Source organism: Gracilibacillus salinarum (genome assembly GCF_022919575.1).
GTDB classification, from domain to species: Bacteria; Bacillota; Bacilli; order Bacillales; family Amphibacillaceae; genus Gracilibacillus; species Gracilibacillus salinarum.
The window spans coordinates 4,310,234-4,326,735 of sequence record NZ_CP095071.1 but is presented as its reverse complement, the minus strand read 5'-3'; the positions used below and the strand labels follow the sequence as shown (position 1 = coordinate 4,326,735).

Sequence of the window (16,502 nt, the reverse complement as noted above, 5' to 3'; positions counted from 1 at the left end):
AGCTTTCACTAGTCGCAAGTATCCTTTATATGGTCTACCGTTATCAATATCCGATTTTAATTGTTGCAACATATTTGAATGATTTTTTGATTAACTTCATGGAAGGCTCATCCTTTATATATTATTAATACAATATTATCATTAAAAGGTTTTATTTTCCACGCAAATTCCTGTTACAGCTTTTCCGGCAAATAATGCTGATAGATTTCTAACATATCAGCATTACGCTCCAAAACATCCAAGGTTTGCTGGTTTGGTCTTACAAAGATTGTGGGATAATCAATTTCACCAAATTGCTGTTGTACCGGGAATGCTAATCGCTCTTCATCTAGTGAGAATTGCGCATCAACATTTTTATTGTTGCCTCTTGCATCTAACCTGATCCATTTGTCAAGCTGCTGTAAATAAACTGCATTTAATGCATGCAGCGAATAGCCTTTTTCAGGTGTATCGAACAGCATTAACCGCTGATAACAAAAACCTGTCGGAATGCCTTGAGACCGTAGTAATGCAGCAAATAGATTAGCTTTTGCATAACAGACTCCTTCTTTAAACTGAAGCACCTCGGATGCTTTAGATGTCACTCTTCTGCTTTGGATATCCCATACATGGTCGATTTGATCACGGATGAAGTGAAAGACCGTTTCTGTTTTTTCGATCTCCGTTTGGGAAGCCTCGAATAAGTTGCTAGCAGTCCTCATAATAAGATCGTTTGAGAAATCTATCGTTTCGGACTCCTCCAGATAATCCGAAATTTGATCGGATTCGCAAACAAGTTTCATCACAATCACTTCCCCTTTTGCATAAATATAAGTAATTATTTATAATTATACAAAAATACACTTGTTTTTTCCAGATTATTTTTTTAATTTTTTTAAGATGATTTTTTCTACTAATTGCCAAGGTAACAAGCGCTTGGCAAAAAACATGGCCGTTGCGCCTTTACCAATTGGGTAACGCAACTTAGGCTTGGATCGATGAGAAATTTTAATGATCAAATCCGCAATTTCTTTCGGATTCTGCTCGGTGTATGCTGTCTGCTTAGCATAGTTAAATACAGAGTGTTTCAGAGGGTCCGCCTCCATTGTTTCGTGATCTATGGTCTGCAAACTCTTGTGCCAAATTTCCGTCTGATAAGATGATGGTTCGATGATGGACACATAAATATTTCGCTGTAGCAATTCTAATCTTAAACTTTCACTAAAACCTTCTAAGGCAAATTTAGATGTACAATAGCTACTTAAACCAGGAAAGCCGATCAGACCGCTCACACTGCTAATATTAATAATATTCGCTTTTTCTGCCTGCTCTAAAATCGGCAGCATCGCATTGGTAACGCGAAACACCCCATGCAAATTCACATTTAATTGCTTTTCAAAATCATCTGGTGAAAGATCCGCTACAAAACCGCCTTGGGAATAGCCAGCATTATTAATAAGTAAATCGAGTCTTTGATAGTTTTGTTTCACATACTGTGTGACCTCTTCAATATGCTCATCGTTTGTGACGTCCATTTCCAGAATGATGATTTTATCGGTTAATTTTAATTCTGCTACCTTATCGTTTAAAGCTTGTTGAGACTGAAGGGTTCTCAGCGTTGCAATCACATGAAATCCATTTTTGGCAAGTTCAAGTGCAGTCACAAGCCCGAATCCACTTCCAGCCCCTGTAATTAATACCGTTTTCAAGATAGCTCCCTCCTTTTTCTTTTAGTTTAACACAGTTCTTGAGGGTGAATAATTTTACCGAATTTTCTCCATTCCTTTCTAGTGCATGTAAGTACAAGCACTAATAAACGTACAGTTCCCTTAGCCCAACTTCCTATAATATGGATTATGTCAACTAAATGCTTAATGGTCATTTTGATATGTTGTGTATGCCTTACAAAGCTCCGGAAATAGTCTTCGCGTCCTGTGGAGCACGGCGGTCTGCAAGGCTACTACTTGAAATAACATCTGTGCTGCCTAGTGCCGAGGAAGCTTACCTCGAAGCGAAACTAGAAGACACAGGCACAAATGAAGTGGATCTTCAACTCGCGCTGAGGCATGAGGAGTCTCCGCCTATTTCCTACGCTTTAATGAAGTGCTACAACGTATGGAACAGCAAAAAGCAGTGGTTCTAAGCATTATGTTATTCAAAAGCTGATATTTATGGTGCACTCAATATGCTAGCAATTCCAAAAGCTGTAGAGCCCCCATCCAAGCGTAGGCCAACCACGTAGACTCCCGCGGGACAGGCAGGCGCTGAAGATCCACAACGTCTGCACCTGTGTCTTCTAGTAAAGCTTCGAAGTAGGCTTCCTCGGTGCAAGGCAGCTAAGAGGTATTTCGGGTAGTAGCCTAGCTTCAGCCGTGCCCCGCAGGACGCGAAGTGGTTGGCCGGAGCCGCATTCCAGCACACGAAAAATTTCAAAATCATCACTAAGCAGCTAGTTGACATAATCCATATTATAAGAATCCAATTATCTATGTAATTTTCCTCCATGACAGTTCCTTACTAAATAGAAAACCCCCTTTTATCATAAGAGGGGGTTACATGCTAATTATTACTCAACACCTTTTGTCCATTCGTCGACTTTGTCTTGGTTTTCTTCAATCCATGCTTCTGCAGCGTCTTCTGGATCTTCACCATTCACGACTACGTCTACCATTACAGAGTTGATGTCTTCTTGTGTCCAGTTGAACTGGTCTAGTACTTTATAAACATTTGGTAAGTCTTCTTTTAATCCTTGACGTACCATTGTTTTGATATTTTCTGCTTCACCGTAAGCACCTTTAGGATCTTCTAAATATTTAAGGTCATATTCAGAGAACATCCAGTGTGGAGACCAGCCTGTCACAACAATATCTTCTTCATTTTCAATTGCGTCACCTAACGCAGTTGTCATGGCACCACTTGAAGAAGTTTGTAGTTCCCAATCGCTCAGGTTACCATATTCCTCAAGTACTGTTTCTGTTGCTCCTACTACACCAGAACCAGCTTCGATACCAGTAATAGTCATATCAGCTTGGTCAGATAGATCTTCAATTGATTCAACGTCCATATAAGATGGAACAACTAAACCTGTTTTTGCTCCTTCAAGGTTTGTTCCTAAATCTTCTACTTGATCGCCAAACTCTGCGAATTGTGATTCATGAGTAAGTGGTAACCATGCAGCAACCATACCATCTGCTTCATCATTTGCTACTGCTTCCCACATCGCAGCATTTTCAACTGATGTTAATTCTACATCATAACCCAAGTTTTCTAATACTTTACCTACAACATTCGTTGAAGCAATTTCTGTATCCCAGTTAACATAAACTAATTGAACTTCCTGGTCGTTTCCAACAGAAGCTGATTCATCTGAACCAGTATCGCTTTCTTCTTCAGATTCATCTCCGCCGCCACATGCAGCAAGAACTAACACTAAACCTAGTACAGCAATTAATCCAAAAGATTTCCATGTTTTCAACATTAATAGAACTCCCCTTTGTAAAATTTATATATTTAACTTCCCTGTTTTACAGGGAAGTTATTCACATATTATTTGTTCACATTTTGAGAAAGTCGATCAATAATAATCGCCAGAATAACAATACCTAAACCTGCAACGAAACCAGGACCTTCTTGTGAACGTTGTAATGCGGTTAATACTTCATCACCTAGACCGGGAGCACCGATCATCGAAGCTATAACAACCATTGACAAGGCAAGCATGATAGTCTGGTTTACACCTGCCATCATCGTTTTTCTTGCCATTGGCAACTCTACTTTAAACAGTTTCTGTGCACCTGTTGTCCCAAACGCATCTGCAGCTTCTACTAATTCAGCCGAAACTTGTCTGATACCAAGATTCGTGAAACGCACCACAGGTGGTGTTGCGAATACTACCGATGCAAAAATACCAGGTACCATACCGATACCGAAGAAAACAACGGCAGGAATTAAATATACAAAGGCAGGCATTGTCTGCATAAAGTCGAGAATTGGCGTAATAATTCGTTGCGCCCATACACTTTTGGACATCCAAATCCCCGCCGGAATACCAATAATAATCGATATCAGACTGGCAAAGACAACAAGAGTCAATGTTGCCATTAATTGTTCCCATAATTCCTGGTTATAAACAAACCATAGTCCAACAATCGAAAACGCTGCTAAACCAAATTTCTTACCTGAAACAAAAAATGCCACTACAGCTACTAATAAAATAACAATAATTGGTGGAATTTCAGCTAGCCAATCAGACGTAGATTCAACAAAATCACCAAAGTCTTCTTTAATAGGATCAAAGATAAATTCAAATGTATCTTGCATCCATTCCGTCGCATTATTAATCCAATCAGCTAATGGGATTTTTCCGATAAAATCAAGCATCTTCTGTCACCCCATTTCCGTTTGCTAATGCTGCAATAACGGCACCTCTCACGATAATACCTTTTAATTTGCCATCTTCTACAACAGCAACTGGTACGGGTGAATCATGAATAATATCAAAAATTTCATGAATGGGTGCCTCCATGCCAACTGTAGGCATGTCTTTCTTCAAAATATCGCGTAAATCTTTCGATTCTTTTTCTCTTGCACTTTTGACATCATCTGCTGTGACATAACCTTGTAACTGTCGTCCTCGGTCTACGACATAGATACTTGATAAACCTTGCTCACGAATTCGCTCTAATGCCACTCGTGGTCCATGCTTGTCAATGTCAACTGTTTCTGGGCGCTTCATAATATGACTTGCGGTTAATACTTTGGAACGGTCCACATCTTCGACAAATCGTTCTACGTAATCATTCGCTGGATTAACAAGGATTTCTTCTGGTGTACCAATTTGTACGATAGAACCATCCTTCATTAAAGCAATGCGATCACCGATTCTCAACGCTTCATCTAAATCGTGTGTAATAAAAATAATCGTTTTTTTCATTTTTTGTTGCAAATCCAGCAATTCGTCTTGCATATCTTTCCGAATTAAAGGGTCTAATGCTGAGAACGCCTCATCCATTAACAAGACTTCCGGGTCATTCGCTAAGGCACGAGCTAAACCAACACGCTGTTGCATCCCACCAGATAATTGATCCGGATACTGGTGAATAAAGCTTCCCAAACCTACTAGTTGTAATGCCTCTTCCGCTTTTTTCGCTCGTTCTTCCTTGCTGATCCCTTGTACTTCAAGTCCGAATTCGGTATTTTCCAACACGGTTCGGAACGGAAACAGACCAAACTTTTGGAATACCATACTCATTTTTTCCCGTCGTACTTTTCGTAATGCTTCTTTTCCAACCTTTGCCAAATTCTCTCCACCGACTTCTACATCACCTTCAGTAGGATCGATGAGACGATTTAACAAACGTACAAGGGTTGATTTACCACTTCCGGAAAGTCCCATGATAACAAAGACTTCTCCTTCTTCTACTTCAAAAGAAGCACGGTTAACACCTACTGTGCATCCTGTTTTTTCTAAGATTTGTTCTTTCGTGTAGCCCTCATCCAACAAGGAAAGAGCAGTTTTTGTCTTTTTGCCGAAAATTTTCGACAAGTCCTTTACTTTAATGACAGACATGAAATAAACCACCTCTTTTTCTTCGACATATTCCGTCATTTCCTGAACATCGTTTTTTATGTTACAGGAACATTTCATTTATTTCAACCGTTATGCACTGATTTTTCAGATTGTTACGTTCATAAAGTTTTATCTTTACAAAACGATTTTAATTCATTTACTATGTATATAGCTTTTTGTTTTAGTGTAGTGTAAAGTTAAAGTAAGTGCGTTAAAGGAGGTTGTCATAGCTTTATGACACAATCGGATCAAGGTCAATCAGAAAGAGTTAATAATCAGATTGTATCTGAATTCTCAAAAACATTAGAGATGTTTTCATTAAATAAAACAGAGGCACAGCTATTTGTGACCTTGTATTTAAATGAAGCACCGATGACATTAGACGAAATGAAAGAATCGCTTGGCAAAAGTAAAACAGCAATGAGCTATGCCATCCGCAGACTTTTGGAATTTAATCTTGTCGAACGCGTCTGGCAAAAAGGCGTGCGCAAAGACTTATACGAAGCTCGGGAAGATTTATACAAAAAATTCATGAAAACTTATGTTAATCGCTGGCTAGCTTCGCTAAATTTACAAATCAATAATTTAGCAGAAATACAGGAAGACCTTACTCATTATTCTGATTCACATAAAGAATTGTTTGAACGAAAGATTCAAGATGCTATTTCCTTTCACCGGTCATTGGAAGAAGTGTTTTCCAGCATCAAAAAGAATGATTTACTATAGTCATGTGTTGTGTTTGATCATATATAAAGTGAGACTTTGATCAGCGGGGGTTTTTAACCCCCGCTGATCATTAGCGAAACGTATCAGGATGTTAGCAACTGTTCACTCCCACTTAGCTGCTTTGTGATACACGAAGCTTGAAGTGGGAGTCTTACAGACGGTTAACATCGTGACAAAAAAAGGCTTGCACTTATTTTGTGCAAGCCTTTTTGGATTATTCATGACAAGATGAGAAATTATGATTATTCTTTTGCATTACATCATTTCTTCGATTGATCCGTCATCCTTATTAACTATATACCAGCCAACTGTTGCTGTGTGACTGGTATCACCATTTTGTACAAGCTCATATACCTGTACAACAAAATTACCATTATCATCTTTATGATCCATCACAACATTCATTTCACTATCTTCTGGAATGTTCAAGTACTCTCTGACAAGGTCCTCTGCTTTGTTATCCGTTATTTCACCAGTGTCTTCACTAGCTTCTTCGCCGTCACCGCTATCGCCATTATTGTCTGAAGAATCATTGCCGTTTTGACTACTATTGTCACTTTGGCCATCACCATTTGATGTATCTTTTAATTCTTCAGTGTGCACCTCCTGAACAATCCATTTATCATTTTTAGATGTGAGCACATATGTCATTTTCACTTCACCAATCAGCTCATTTGATTGTTCTTGGATAATTTCATATTCTGTTTTACTGACTTCTTGCATCTGGAAGGCTTGATCCTCTTTGAACCAAATCGGCGCTTCAGTCGGCACAACAAAAAGTTGACCGTCCGTCTGTTGGAAATACTGATCAACATATGAGCTTGCCAACTCTTCTGACATTATCGTCATAAATTCTTCTTTTAACGGTTCTTTCGCAGAGAAATCTTGAACTGTCCCTTGATCATCTGCATTGTTAATAACATCCATTACTGTATCATGATACTGATTTAATACCTCTGTTGCCTTGTTCTCATCAAGACTGAAGACCGATTCCTCTTCACCTGCATCATCTACATCGTCTGTAGCATCGATTGTTTCTGTGTCCCCATTTTTACCTGATGATTGCGTATCCTCTTCTGTGTCTTGTGAACACGCTATCAGAATAAGTGAGAGAAAAGCTAGTAGAATCAATACGAATAACTGTTTTTTCATAAGATACTCCCCCTGTTTATTTGTGGAAAAAAAGTATTTCTATTTACAATTTTCCCTAAAATTAATCATACCAAACTATTAGTCAGCCTCCTATAAGACTTTTTTCCCATCATTCTAACTTAGTCAATATCGTGTGAATGGAATCAAAAGCCCGGTGTAACTCATTTTTTTCTTCATCTGTCAGCTTGGCGAACCGACCTTGAACTATTTGATGTAATTCCTTTTTCATTTCAGACGCATATCGTTCGCCACATTCTGTCATTTCCAAGTAAGTGATCCGCCTGTCATGGGCATCTTTCTTTTTCTTAATAAAATCTTTTTCGATCAACTTCTGAATAATTGGTGTTAAATTGGATTTATTAATATCTAATTTTTTGGCAATGAACGTCATTTGAATCGGTTCTTCTCGTTCGATCATTCGTAACACGTGAAAATGAGAAGGATGAAGTCCGTCTTTTTTTACAACAGGTGATGTACCAAATAGTTTTTTTGGTAATAATGGTAAAACACTGAGTGCAGCATCCACCAGTTCATGAGTTAAGACGTCTTTTTCACTCATTTTGTTACACACTCCTTCAAATAAATTGACTTTATCTAGCTGTGGTTGGATAATAGTTATTATATCATAACTATTTCTTTCATGAGGAGGTTTTATATTGAATTCCGTCATATCTGTAAAAGATCTAACCAAAACATATAAGAAGGTTGAAGCAGTTAAAGGGATCAGTTTCGATGTGAAAGAAGGTGAAATCTTTGGCTTTCTTGGACCAAACGGCGCAGGTAAAAGCACCACAATTAATATGATTTGTACGATGCTGAAAGCTACATCCGGAGAGATTATTATTAACGGCTACGATGCAAATAAGGAAAAAGATGAGGTACGCGCAAGTATCGGTATTATTTTTCAAGAGAATACATTAGATGAAAAATTAACGGCTAACGAAAATCTAAAATTACACTGCAGATTTTACAATGTTCCGAAAGAAAAGCGTGATGCTCGTATACTGGAAGTATTGGAGATTGTTGACCTTGTAGACGAACAAAATCAACGGGTCGAGGAATACTCTGGCGGGATGAAGCGCCGGCTCGAAATAGCGCGCGGATTGCTTCATTATCCGAAGGTATTGTTTCTAGATGAGCCGACAGTCGGTCTCGACCCAAATACACGTGCTCATTTATGGGAATACATTTTAAAATTGAAGGAAAAAGAAGGCATTACGATGTTTTTAACGACGCATTATTTAGATGAAGCTGAGATTAGTGATCGTGTCGCGATTATGGATCAAGGTGAAATTATTGCCATTGATTCCCCTGCAGCCTTAAAGGATCAATTAGGTGGTGACATGATCGAGTTATCCACGGAAGATAATGATGCAGCACTAAAAGAAATCGAAGAAAAAATCAGCGATGCAGAGGTGGAGGTAAAAGACGATACCATTCACCTGAAGGTATCGAGCAGTGATGCGTTTATTTCAAAATTTATCAAGACATTAGAAATTCCAATTACTGCGCTAAACATCCGCAAACCTACATTGAATGATGTCTTTTTAGCGTATACAGGTCGCAAAATCAAGGATTAAGGAGGTATTTACATGGAAGGAATTCTGGCAATTTGGCAAAGAGATTTAACGAAATTTTTCAGAGATCGCGCTCGGCTGTTAGGTTCATTCTCTATGCCGATCCTATTTCTATTAATATTTGGCGGTGGATTAAGTGGGACAATGGAATCGATGATGGCAGGGGGAATGGCAGACGGTAGTGAAGGATTTAACTATGTTGAATTCGTCTTCCCTGGTATCGTATCGATGACATTACTGATGACAGCGATATTCTCCGCGATGTCTGTAATTGAAGATAAAAATTATGGGTACATGAAAGAAATCCTTGTCTCCCCCATTTCACGAGTAAGCATCGCAATTGGAAAAATGCTAGGGGCAGCTTCTGTATCAACGATTCAAGGTATCATTCTGTTTTTATTAATCCCTTTTCTCGGGCTATCTTATGATATTTGGTCCTTAATTAAAGTCATTCCATTTATGTTTCTGCTTGGGGCCGCTTTATCCGGGGTTGGTTTGTTATTTGCAAGTATGATTAAATCCACACAAGGCTTCCAGCTCATTGTGCAAATTCTGGTAATGCCGATGATTTTCTTATCCGGCGCCTTATTTCCAATTAACAATATGCCAAGCTGGCTTGATGTCATTGTGAAGCTTAACCCTGTTACGTACGGTGTCGATGTCATGAAGAAAATCATGATAGACGTCGACAGTCTTCCAGAAACAATCCGTCAAACTATGGGACTTGATATCACTGTATTCGGCCGTTCCGTGACCGTATTTGAGGAAATATTATTTATACTGGCATTCGCTGTCGTATTCGTAGCAATCGCCACCGTAAGCTTCAAGCGGGCGCATGCTTAAACGAACTATATTATAGCAGAGTCTGATTTAGCAGCTAAATCAGACTCTTTCTTTTATTAACAAAGTAATTATCCTGATAATATCGATTATGGGTAGCTTTATGCATGGTTAAGTCTAGCCATCAAAAATCAGAAAAATCGGGCATACCCCGCCCGGTCCTAATTGAATAAATTATATACAACTACCATAATATGCATTATGTAAACTAGCCATCGCTAGCCAAGCATCCATATTGATATATATAATGTGCTGGAATACCGCTTCAGCCAACCACTCCGCGTCCTGCGGGGCACGGCTGAAGCTAACTTTGTGAAGAAGGGCGCTTCACAAAGTGGATCTCCAGCACCTGCCTGTCCCGCGGGAGTCTACGTGGTTGGCCTACGCTTGGATGGGGGCTCTACAACTTTTGGAATTGCTAGCATATTGAGTGCACCCTTAATATCAGCTTTTGAATAACATAATGCTTAGAACCACTGCTTTTTGCTGTTCCATGCGTTGTAGAACTTCCCTAAAGCGTAGGAAATAGGCGGAGACTCCCGTGGAATCAGCACGAGCTGAAGATCCACAGGACGCGGAGCTTATTTCCGGAGCTTTGCTAAGCAGATAATCTATATCAAAATGACCATTTTGCAATACTGCCTTTGTTAACATAATGCATATTATAGGAACTCAACACTGACTTATTTTATTTAGGCATAGTGCTGAAGATAAAACATACGTTCAACTTAACTCTCAGCTACATCTTAAAATAACAGATCACTACTTTTTTGCCACAATCAAAAACCGTTTAGAATTCGTTGCGATTCCTTTTTCTGTCTGATACGTTGCTATAAAATCTTCAAACCTATCTAAATCATCAGAATACGCACCGAATTTTGGGATAATTGGCGTATATTTTAATAAAAAAAGCAAATCCTCTGGTCTCTGATAATACTCGGTGGCATCGTATTCACAGGTTTGCACAGTAGTAAAACCTGCTTCCTTCAAATCCTTGACATAGTTGTCTTTTAACTGTCCGTCCTGTGATTCCAATGCCTGCCCCCTGCCAAATGCTTTTTTTAAATTTATCTTATCCGTTTCCCTGACTTGCTGTGTCATAAATACCCCGCCCTTTTTCAATACGCTTGCCACTTCTTTAGCAGAGAACGGGGCATGACGACTGGTAACGATATCAAAAAAGCCATTCGGAAATTGCAATTGATCAGAAGTCATGTGAAAAAATTTCACATTTTTCTGTGATGCTTGATCTGCCTTTTCTATCATACTTCGTGACAGATCAATACCGACCACCAAAAATAATGAAGCGGCTAATTTAATTAGCTGTTCTCCGCTCCCACAGCCTATATCTAACAAACAATCAGATTCTCCCACCTTCTTTAACACTTCCTGATAAAACTCCCAACCGTTTCCTTCTGTTTCTACTTGGAGTTTGTCAAAATTCCAGCCATTTTCCTTACCTACTTCTTCATAAAATGCACGGTAATCAAACTTCTCGTCCATCCTGCACTTCACTCCTTTTCTTTAAAAAGTTCGCTTAACATTCGCTCGCGATTGTCCAGGAATAATCTCGTAATCTGATAATGATCGGTATCTTCGTATTTAACCTCCGCAATCTGCTCATCATCAAAGCTCCATATTTTGGCATCTGGATATCCTAATAAAATCGGCGAATGGGTTGCAATAATAAATTGACACTGTCCTGATGAAGCTAACTCATGCAGTATACGTAAAAAGGCGAGTTGTCGTTGCGGAGACAAAGCAGCCTCAGGCTCGTCCAATAAATAGATGGCTTGTTGATGGAAACGGTTCTGAAATAAGGATAAGAACGACTCGCCATGTGACTGATGATGTAAAGAATCCTCACCATACGCTTCGTATTTAGTGGAAGATGAGAATGGATCATCTTCCAAAGAATCAATATAAGTAGCAAACTGATGAAACGTCTCCGCACGCAAGAAAAAGCCATTCGTTATCTTAGGCAGCCACGATAACGTCACATAATCGCCGAGATCTGATTGCGTTGCTTCTGCATCATAGGAATTATTGCGGCCGCCACCAGCCGTATGGAATCCACACTTATCCGCTATGGCTTCTAGCAAGGTAGACTTTCCAGACCCATTTTCTCCTACAAAAAAAGTAACATTGTTTTCTATTTCCAATTGTTCAAAATTTTGAATAACTGGTATGGAAAAAGGATAGTCAGTTTTTGATTTAACCTTTGCCCTATCTAATGAAATTCGCTTTACATACATCTTCTCACCTACTTTTTTAAACGATAACCCACACCCCAAATCGTTTCTATCACGTTGGGCTTGGATGGATTTCCCTCAATTTTTTCACGGAGCTTACGTATATGGACGGTAACGGTAGAGCTGTCACCTATTGCATCAAACCCCCATATTCTTTCAAGTAATTGTTCTTTCGTAAAAACATGATTAGGATGACAAGCTAAAAAATAGAGTAGATCATACTCTTTCGCTGTTAACGTAATTATTTGTCCATTAACTGAAACTTTTCGAGAGGGTGGATCAATCGTAACATTGCCGATTTCGATTAATTGATGAGTACTTTCTCGGTTAGTCAACCTTCTATATCTCGATAAATGAGCTTTTACTCGTGCCACCAGCTCATTAGGATTGAAAGGTTTGACGATATAGTCATCTGCTCCCCGGTTAAAGCCCTTTATTTTATCAATATCTTCTTTACGTGCAGTTACCATCAAAATCGGAATATCTAATGTTCGGCGCAATTGTTCACACAGCTCCAAGCCATCTGTCCCTGGCAACATAATATCCAGTATAATTAAATCATACGCCTGATGCTCGATCGCTCGTTTTGCTAACACACCGTCCAATGCTATCGTCACATCAAACCCACTTAATTCTAAATAATCCTTTTCCAGTTCAGCAATACTCATTTCATCTTCCACAATTAAGACTTTATTCATCGTGTTCACCTTTTTTCAATTGAAAATAAATCGTTGTGCCTATTCCAGGCTCACTTTCTGCCCAGACGGTGCCCTGATGGATTTCGATAATTTTCTTCACAATCGCCAGTCCTAATCCACTGCCACCTGTAGCCGAATTACGTGATGAGTCCGTTCGATAAAATTGATCAAACACAAAAGGTACTGCAGCCTGATCGATGCCGATACCATTATCTTTTATCATCAGTATAACATTTTCTTCCTTTTCTGTAATAGAGAAGATAATTTTTGATCTACTATTATTTTGATACTTCACACTGTTCGTGACCACATTTAATATGGCTCGGTGTAATTGTTCACGGTCTGCTTCAATATTCGTCATCCTTCCAGATTGCTGAAATACAAAGTCAATCTGCGGATATTGAAATCGTAATTCTTCCATTATGTCATGACAATAGGAAACAAGATCGATGGTTTCAAAGTGAAAAGGCATACGTTGTAAATCCAGCTTCGAATAAACAAACAGTTCATCGACCATATATTCCAATGCTTCGGTTTTGTTGTAAATCGTTCTCATGTATCGATCATGTTTTTCCTCTGTATCTGCAACACCATCTAACACGCCCTGGACATAACCTTTGATCGAGGTAATCGGAGTCCGTAGATCATGGGAAATACTAGCGATCAGTTCACGACGGTTCGTTTCATATTTTTCCTGTGTCTGTTTCGCCATTTGCAAACTCTCACGCATCTCTTCCATCGTGTTAGCTAATTCGCCGAGCTCATCATTTGATGGCAACTTGATAGGATCATTCAGATTTCCTTGTTTTATTGCCCCTGCTGCATTTCTTAATTGTTGAATCGGCTTAATGATCGTCCGTGAGACAAAATAGGTCAACAATCCATTCGTCACGATGAGCACAAGAATTAAAGCTGCTAAACGATAATTCATAAATGACTGCATCACCTGTTCGTTCTGAGCTCCCTCACCTTTTATGAAAAATAGATAACCAAGTAAGATTTCGATTAACAAAAATCCGATGACTGGTACGACAATCATCGCAATATTAGAAAGTAACAGCCTTTTTTTGATCGACATCGTAACACCTGCCTTTGCCATGATTATATAGAAAAGCGTACGGATAAACCAGTTTAACCGTTGTGCTTGTAATCTATAACTGGTACTGTAACAGCACCGATTATACCTAGATATACGGAGAGATATTTCATCCCCAGTGCCATTTGAAATAACAGCATACCAGCCATGCCGATTACACTTGATAATGCAACGCCTAACACAAAACCACCGATAAAACCTATAATTATCCCGATAACTAATCTCATTGTGTCTGCTCCTTTTTCATATAATGATATAACTTGATCACCTTCCAATAAGCAACAAGCAATAATCCTGTGCCAATCACTGGATGCATAGCAGCAAGCAAAGGTAACTTTCCGCTCATATTTGCGGAAAAATACATCACAAATACGAGAGACATTATGCCAAACAATTGCCAATACGCCCAGCCAGGTAATTTGCCAAGCAAGGCAAGCACTATCATCAATAATGGTACATTAAATCCAAACAGGTGAATAAAAAACGTGTGCTCTTGCCAATGAAGCGGACTTATAAACACGGCCATTCCAGCAAAAACGAACTGTGCCATTACACTAAGCAGAAATAATATGGCTAGTACTGCATATATACGGGTAAAAAAGCGATATTTCAATATCATGTCCTCCTCTTTTATTGATAAGTACATGATATCGAGCAATTCTAAACAGCAGCTTAGCAATTTATTAATTTTTTATTAAGTTTATTTTTTTCTATTGGAGAAAAATGTTTCAATTGATACGATGTGTTTACAGTTGAACACGTGTAAGGAGTGTAGAAATGAATCTTGCTATTTTAATCTTATCGTTCGTGGTTTTTTTCTCATCACTTAAACTGTTATCCGTAATTAAATATCGAGATGAACATTCTTACTTTACCGAAATTAAACACAATTGTCTTTCTTTAATTTGTGGCCTTTCTCTCATTACCTCTCTTGTGTCTGTAACTTATCAGATTTGGGTACTTGTCGGTAGTCCGAATTCGTTTGCCGGCGGTTATTTTGTATTAGGCACGGCTCTTTTACTCTTTATCACCAGCTTTGTCGTCTTTTATAAATTCATTCAAAGAGAGAGTTAAAAATGCTAGCAGAATTGTATAGCCTATTCCCTTATACAAGCACAAACGCATATAGATAACTATATGTATTTATGGGAAAGGGGAAGAAAATCATGTACGATGCTCGTTATCCTTACTTCATTCCTGCCTATTCCAACTATCATCATTGGCAACGTCCATATCCACCGGTAGATCCGAACACACTATATCAATCCGCTAATCAGTCACAAAAAATATTACAAGAAGCCCGAATGGTTCTTACAAAATTTGCCGAATCCAAAGAATTTGATACAGAGTTAATGAATGCTGCCCAAGCTTCGAATCATGAAGAGGTGAGGCGCCTAATTCATTCGATTGGAGATATTTCCTCCAAAATAGAGGTTCATTTTAACCCGGATAGTATCAGATTAGAATTCTCTTCAAACGATGCCAATTCAGATTGTTGTCATGTAATTATTGCGTTGCGTTGGTAATAGAAGAGTAAGCCAATTAGAAAATAAAGTTAGTGCCATCTTGCAGCAAGGTGGCACTAACTAGTTATGAGGATATTTGATCGAGGTCTTCCCCCATTTGCTTTCTTCTTCCGAATTGTGTGGTAATAAGCACACCTGCTATTACAAGAACAGCACCAATTATTTTCATCGTAGTAATCGTTTCACCTAACCAGAAATAAGCTCCAATTACCGTTACTACCGGAAGAAAATTCAAAAATACCGATGCTTTAGACGGCCCTAATATATCCACCGCACGATTAAAAAATAGCAAAGCAATAAATGATGGAAATATTCCTAAATAGAATAATGAAACAATATGCGCTGCTCCATTAAAGGAAGGTATACCAGTTATCAGCCATTCGATCCCGACAACTGGTAACAGGACAAGCACTGAAATTCCTGTCATGATAAGCAGTGCGCCATACACTGGAAATAAATGCATATATTTCTTCACACATATCGAATAAATAGACCAGGAGAAGATGGCGCCTACCATTATCCCATCACCGACATTCCAGTTCATAGACGATAACGCTACTATTCTGCCATCAAGTACTACCCAAATTGCCCCGAAAAACGATATAACAATTCCAATCCATTGTACACTTTGCAGCTTTTCCTTAAGCAGAATCACACTGAAAATGACAGTCACGACTGGAATAACGGTTTCAAGCACTGATACATTTGTTGCCGTTGTATATTGCAAAGCACCGTAAATGAAAGTATTAAAAAAGGTTATTCCTGATAATGTCATCATCAGAAATGGCCATTTGTATGTCACAAAGACAGACCGGTAATGCCATGCCGATTTCCATCCGATTGGCAGCAAAATCAAAAGTGCAATAAACAATCGAAAAAAAGCGATCGTAAAAGGTGGTAAATCATTAATCGCTTTACCTACTAAAATATTGCCACCATAAAAAATAACAACCAATACCATTAACATATATGGATAAATAGCAAATCACTCCCATTAGCGAAACTAATCAGGGTATTAGCGTCTGTTTCCTCCCACTTAGCTTCTTTGTGAAGAAATGGGAGGAAACAGACGGTTAACACCGTGATA

At 38.7% G+C, this 16,502-nt stretch carries 19 protein-coding genes; 5 read left to right on the top strand and 14 right to left on the bottom strand.

Features of this window, described 5'->3' with window-relative positions:
* Window positions 1–173 precede the first annotated feature (173 nt).
* The 5 genes from MUN87_RS20255 to MUN87_RS20235 all read right to left on the bottom strand — a co-directional run bounded on the left by MUN87_RS20255 (window position 174) and on the right by MUN87_RS20235 (window position 5,548).
* Complete coding sequence (locus MUN87_RS20255) at window positions 174–782, bottom strand: transglutaminase-like domain-containing protein (protein ID WP_244748032.1); 609 nt, start codon at window positions 780–782, stop codon at window positions 174–176.
* 75 nt (window positions 783–857) lie between these two features.
* Window positions 858–1,688 (bottom strand): SDR family oxidoreductase, encoded by an 831-nt coding sequence (locus MUN87_RS20250; protein ID WP_244743485.1) that lies wholly within the window; start codon window positions 1,686–1,688, stop codon window positions 858–860.
* Between the two features lie 857 nt (window positions 1,689–2,545).
* Window positions 2,546–3,457, bottom strand: a complete 912-nt coding sequence (locus MUN87_RS20245; protein WP_244743482.1) for a glycine betaine ABC transporter substrate-binding protein — start codon at window positions 3,455–3,457, stop codon at window positions 2,546–2,548.
* A gap of 68 nt (window positions 3,458–3,525) precedes the next feature.
* Window positions 3,526–4,359 carry an ABC transporter permease gene (locus MUN87_RS20240; protein ID WP_244743480.1) on the bottom strand — a complete coding sequence of 278 codons (834 nt, stop codon included), beginning with the start codon at window positions 4,357–4,359 and terminating at the stop codon, window positions 3,526–3,528.
* Window positions 4,352–5,548 carry a quaternary amine ABC transporter ATP-binding protein gene (locus tag MUN87_RS20235; protein ID WP_244743478.1) on the bottom strand — a complete coding sequence of 399 codons (1,197 nt, stop codon included), beginning with the start codon at window positions 5,546–5,548 and terminating at the stop codon, window positions 4,352–4,354. The genes MUN87_RS20240 and MUN87_RS20235 overlap by 8 nt, the downstream gene beginning before the upstream one ends.
* A gap of 234 nt (window positions 5,549–5,782) precedes the next feature.
* Here MUN87_RS20235 and MUN87_RS20230 point away from each other — a divergent pair, with 234 nt between their 5' ends.
* On the top strand, window positions 5,783–6,274 hold the full coding sequence (locus MUN87_RS20230; protein WP_244743476.1) for a GbsR/MarR family transcriptional regulator: 492 nt from the start codon (window positions 5,783–5,785) through the stop codon (window positions 6,272–6,274).
* A 255-nt stretch (window positions 6,275–6,529) separates the two neighbouring features.
* On the opposite strand, the gene MUN87_RS20225 is transcribed toward MUN87_RS20230, so the two are convergent.
* Together MUN87_RS20225 and MUN87_RS20220 are read right to left on the bottom strand one after the other, a co-directional pair.
* Window positions 6,530–7,426, bottom strand: a complete 897-nt coding sequence (locus MUN87_RS20225; RefSeq protein ID WP_244743475.1) for a hypothetical protein — start codon at window positions 7,424–7,426, stop codon at window positions 6,530–6,532.
* Window positions 7,427–7,535: 109 nt separating this feature from the next.
* Window positions 7,536–7,985 (bottom strand): MarR family winged helix-turn-helix transcriptional regulator, encoded by a 450-nt coding sequence (locus MUN87_RS20220; protein ID WP_244743472.1) that lies wholly within the window; start codon window positions 7,983–7,985, stop codon window positions 7,536–7,538.
* A 97-nt stretch (window positions 7,986–8,082) separates the two neighbouring features.
* On the opposite strand from MUN87_RS20220, the gene MUN87_RS20215 reads away from it, so the two are divergent.
* Both MUN87_RS20215 and MUN87_RS20210 read left to right on the top strand, forming a co-directional pair.
* Entirely contained in the window at window positions 8,083–9,006 is a 924-nt protein-coding gene (locus MUN87_RS20215) for an ATP-binding cassette domain-containing protein (RefSeq protein ID WP_244743470.1), read from the top strand.
* Between the two features lie 12 nt (window positions 9,007–9,018).
* Window positions 9,019–9,846 (top strand): ABC transporter permease, encoded by an 828-nt coding sequence (locus tag MUN87_RS20210; protein ID WP_244743467.1) that lies wholly within the window; start codon window positions 9,019–9,021, stop codon window positions 9,844–9,846.
* Between the two features lie 759 nt (window positions 9,847–10,605).
* Here the strand turns inward: MUN87_RS20210 and MUN87_RS20205 are convergent.
* Genes MUN87_RS20205 through MUN87_RS20180 form a run of 6 tightly spaced genes read right to left on the bottom strand, consistent with a single transcriptional unit; the run spans window position 10,606 to window position 14,502 of the window.
* Window positions 10,606–11,346 (bottom strand): class I SAM-dependent methyltransferase, encoded by a 741-nt coding sequence (locus MUN87_RS20205; protein ID WP_244743465.1) that lies wholly within the window; start codon window positions 11,344–11,346, stop codon window positions 10,606–10,608.
* Window positions 11,347–11,354: 8 nt separating this feature from the next.
* Complete coding sequence (locus tag MUN87_RS20200) at window positions 11,355–12,098, bottom strand: AAA family ATPase (protein WP_244743463.1); 744 nt, start codon at window positions 12,096–12,098, stop codon at window positions 11,355–11,357.
* Window positions 12,099–12,106: 8 nt separating this feature from the next.
* Window positions 12,107–12,793, bottom strand: coding sequence for a response regulator transcription factor (locus tag MUN87_RS20195; RefSeq protein WP_244743460.1), 687 nt, complete (start codon window positions 12,791–12,793; stop codon window positions 12,107–12,109).
* Window positions 12,786–13,871: a sensor histidine kinase gene (locus MUN87_RS20190; protein ID WP_244743458.1), complete on the bottom strand. Its 1,086-nt coding sequence runs from the start codon at window positions 13,869–13,871 to the stop codon at window positions 12,786–12,788. Before MUN87_RS20190 ends, MUN87_RS20195 begins: the two co-directional genes overlap by 8 nt.
* Before the next feature lie 53 nt (window positions 13,872–13,924).
* Window positions 13,925–14,116, bottom strand: coding sequence for a DUF5957 family protein (locus tag MUN87_RS20185; protein ID WP_244743455.1), 192 nt, complete (start codon window positions 14,114–14,116; stop codon window positions 13,925–13,927).
* Window positions 14,113–14,502, bottom strand: a complete 390-nt coding sequence (locus MUN87_RS20180; RefSeq protein ID WP_244743453.1) for a DUF6220 domain-containing protein — start codon at window positions 14,500–14,502, stop codon at window positions 14,113–14,115. The genes MUN87_RS20185 and MUN87_RS20180 overlap by 4 nt, the downstream gene beginning before the upstream one ends.
* A gap of 164 nt (window positions 14,503–14,666) precedes the next feature.
* On the opposite strand from MUN87_RS20180, the gene MUN87_RS22480 reads away from it, so the two are divergent.
* Both MUN87_RS22480 and MUN87_RS20175 read left to right on the top strand, forming a co-directional pair.
* A complete protein-coding gene (locus tag MUN87_RS22480; protein ID WP_369413967.1) occupies window positions 14,667–14,963 on the top strand; it encodes a hypothetical protein in 297 nt (98 codons plus the stop codon).
* A gap of 92 nt (window positions 14,964–15,055) precedes the next feature.
* Complete coding sequence (locus MUN87_RS20175; protein WP_244743451.1) at window positions 15,056–15,415, top strand: YuzC family spore coat inner layer protein; 360 nt, start codon at window positions 15,056–15,058, stop codon at window positions 15,413–15,415.
* Window positions 15,416–15,479: 64 nt separating this feature from the next.
* On the opposite strand, the gene MUN87_RS20170 is transcribed toward MUN87_RS20175, so the two are convergent.
* On the bottom strand, window positions 15,480–16,376 hold the full coding sequence (locus MUN87_RS20170; protein WP_244748031.1) for a DMT family transporter: 897 nt from the start codon (window positions 16,374–16,376) through the stop codon (window positions 15,480–15,482).
* Window positions 16,377–16,502 lie beyond the last annotated feature (126 nt).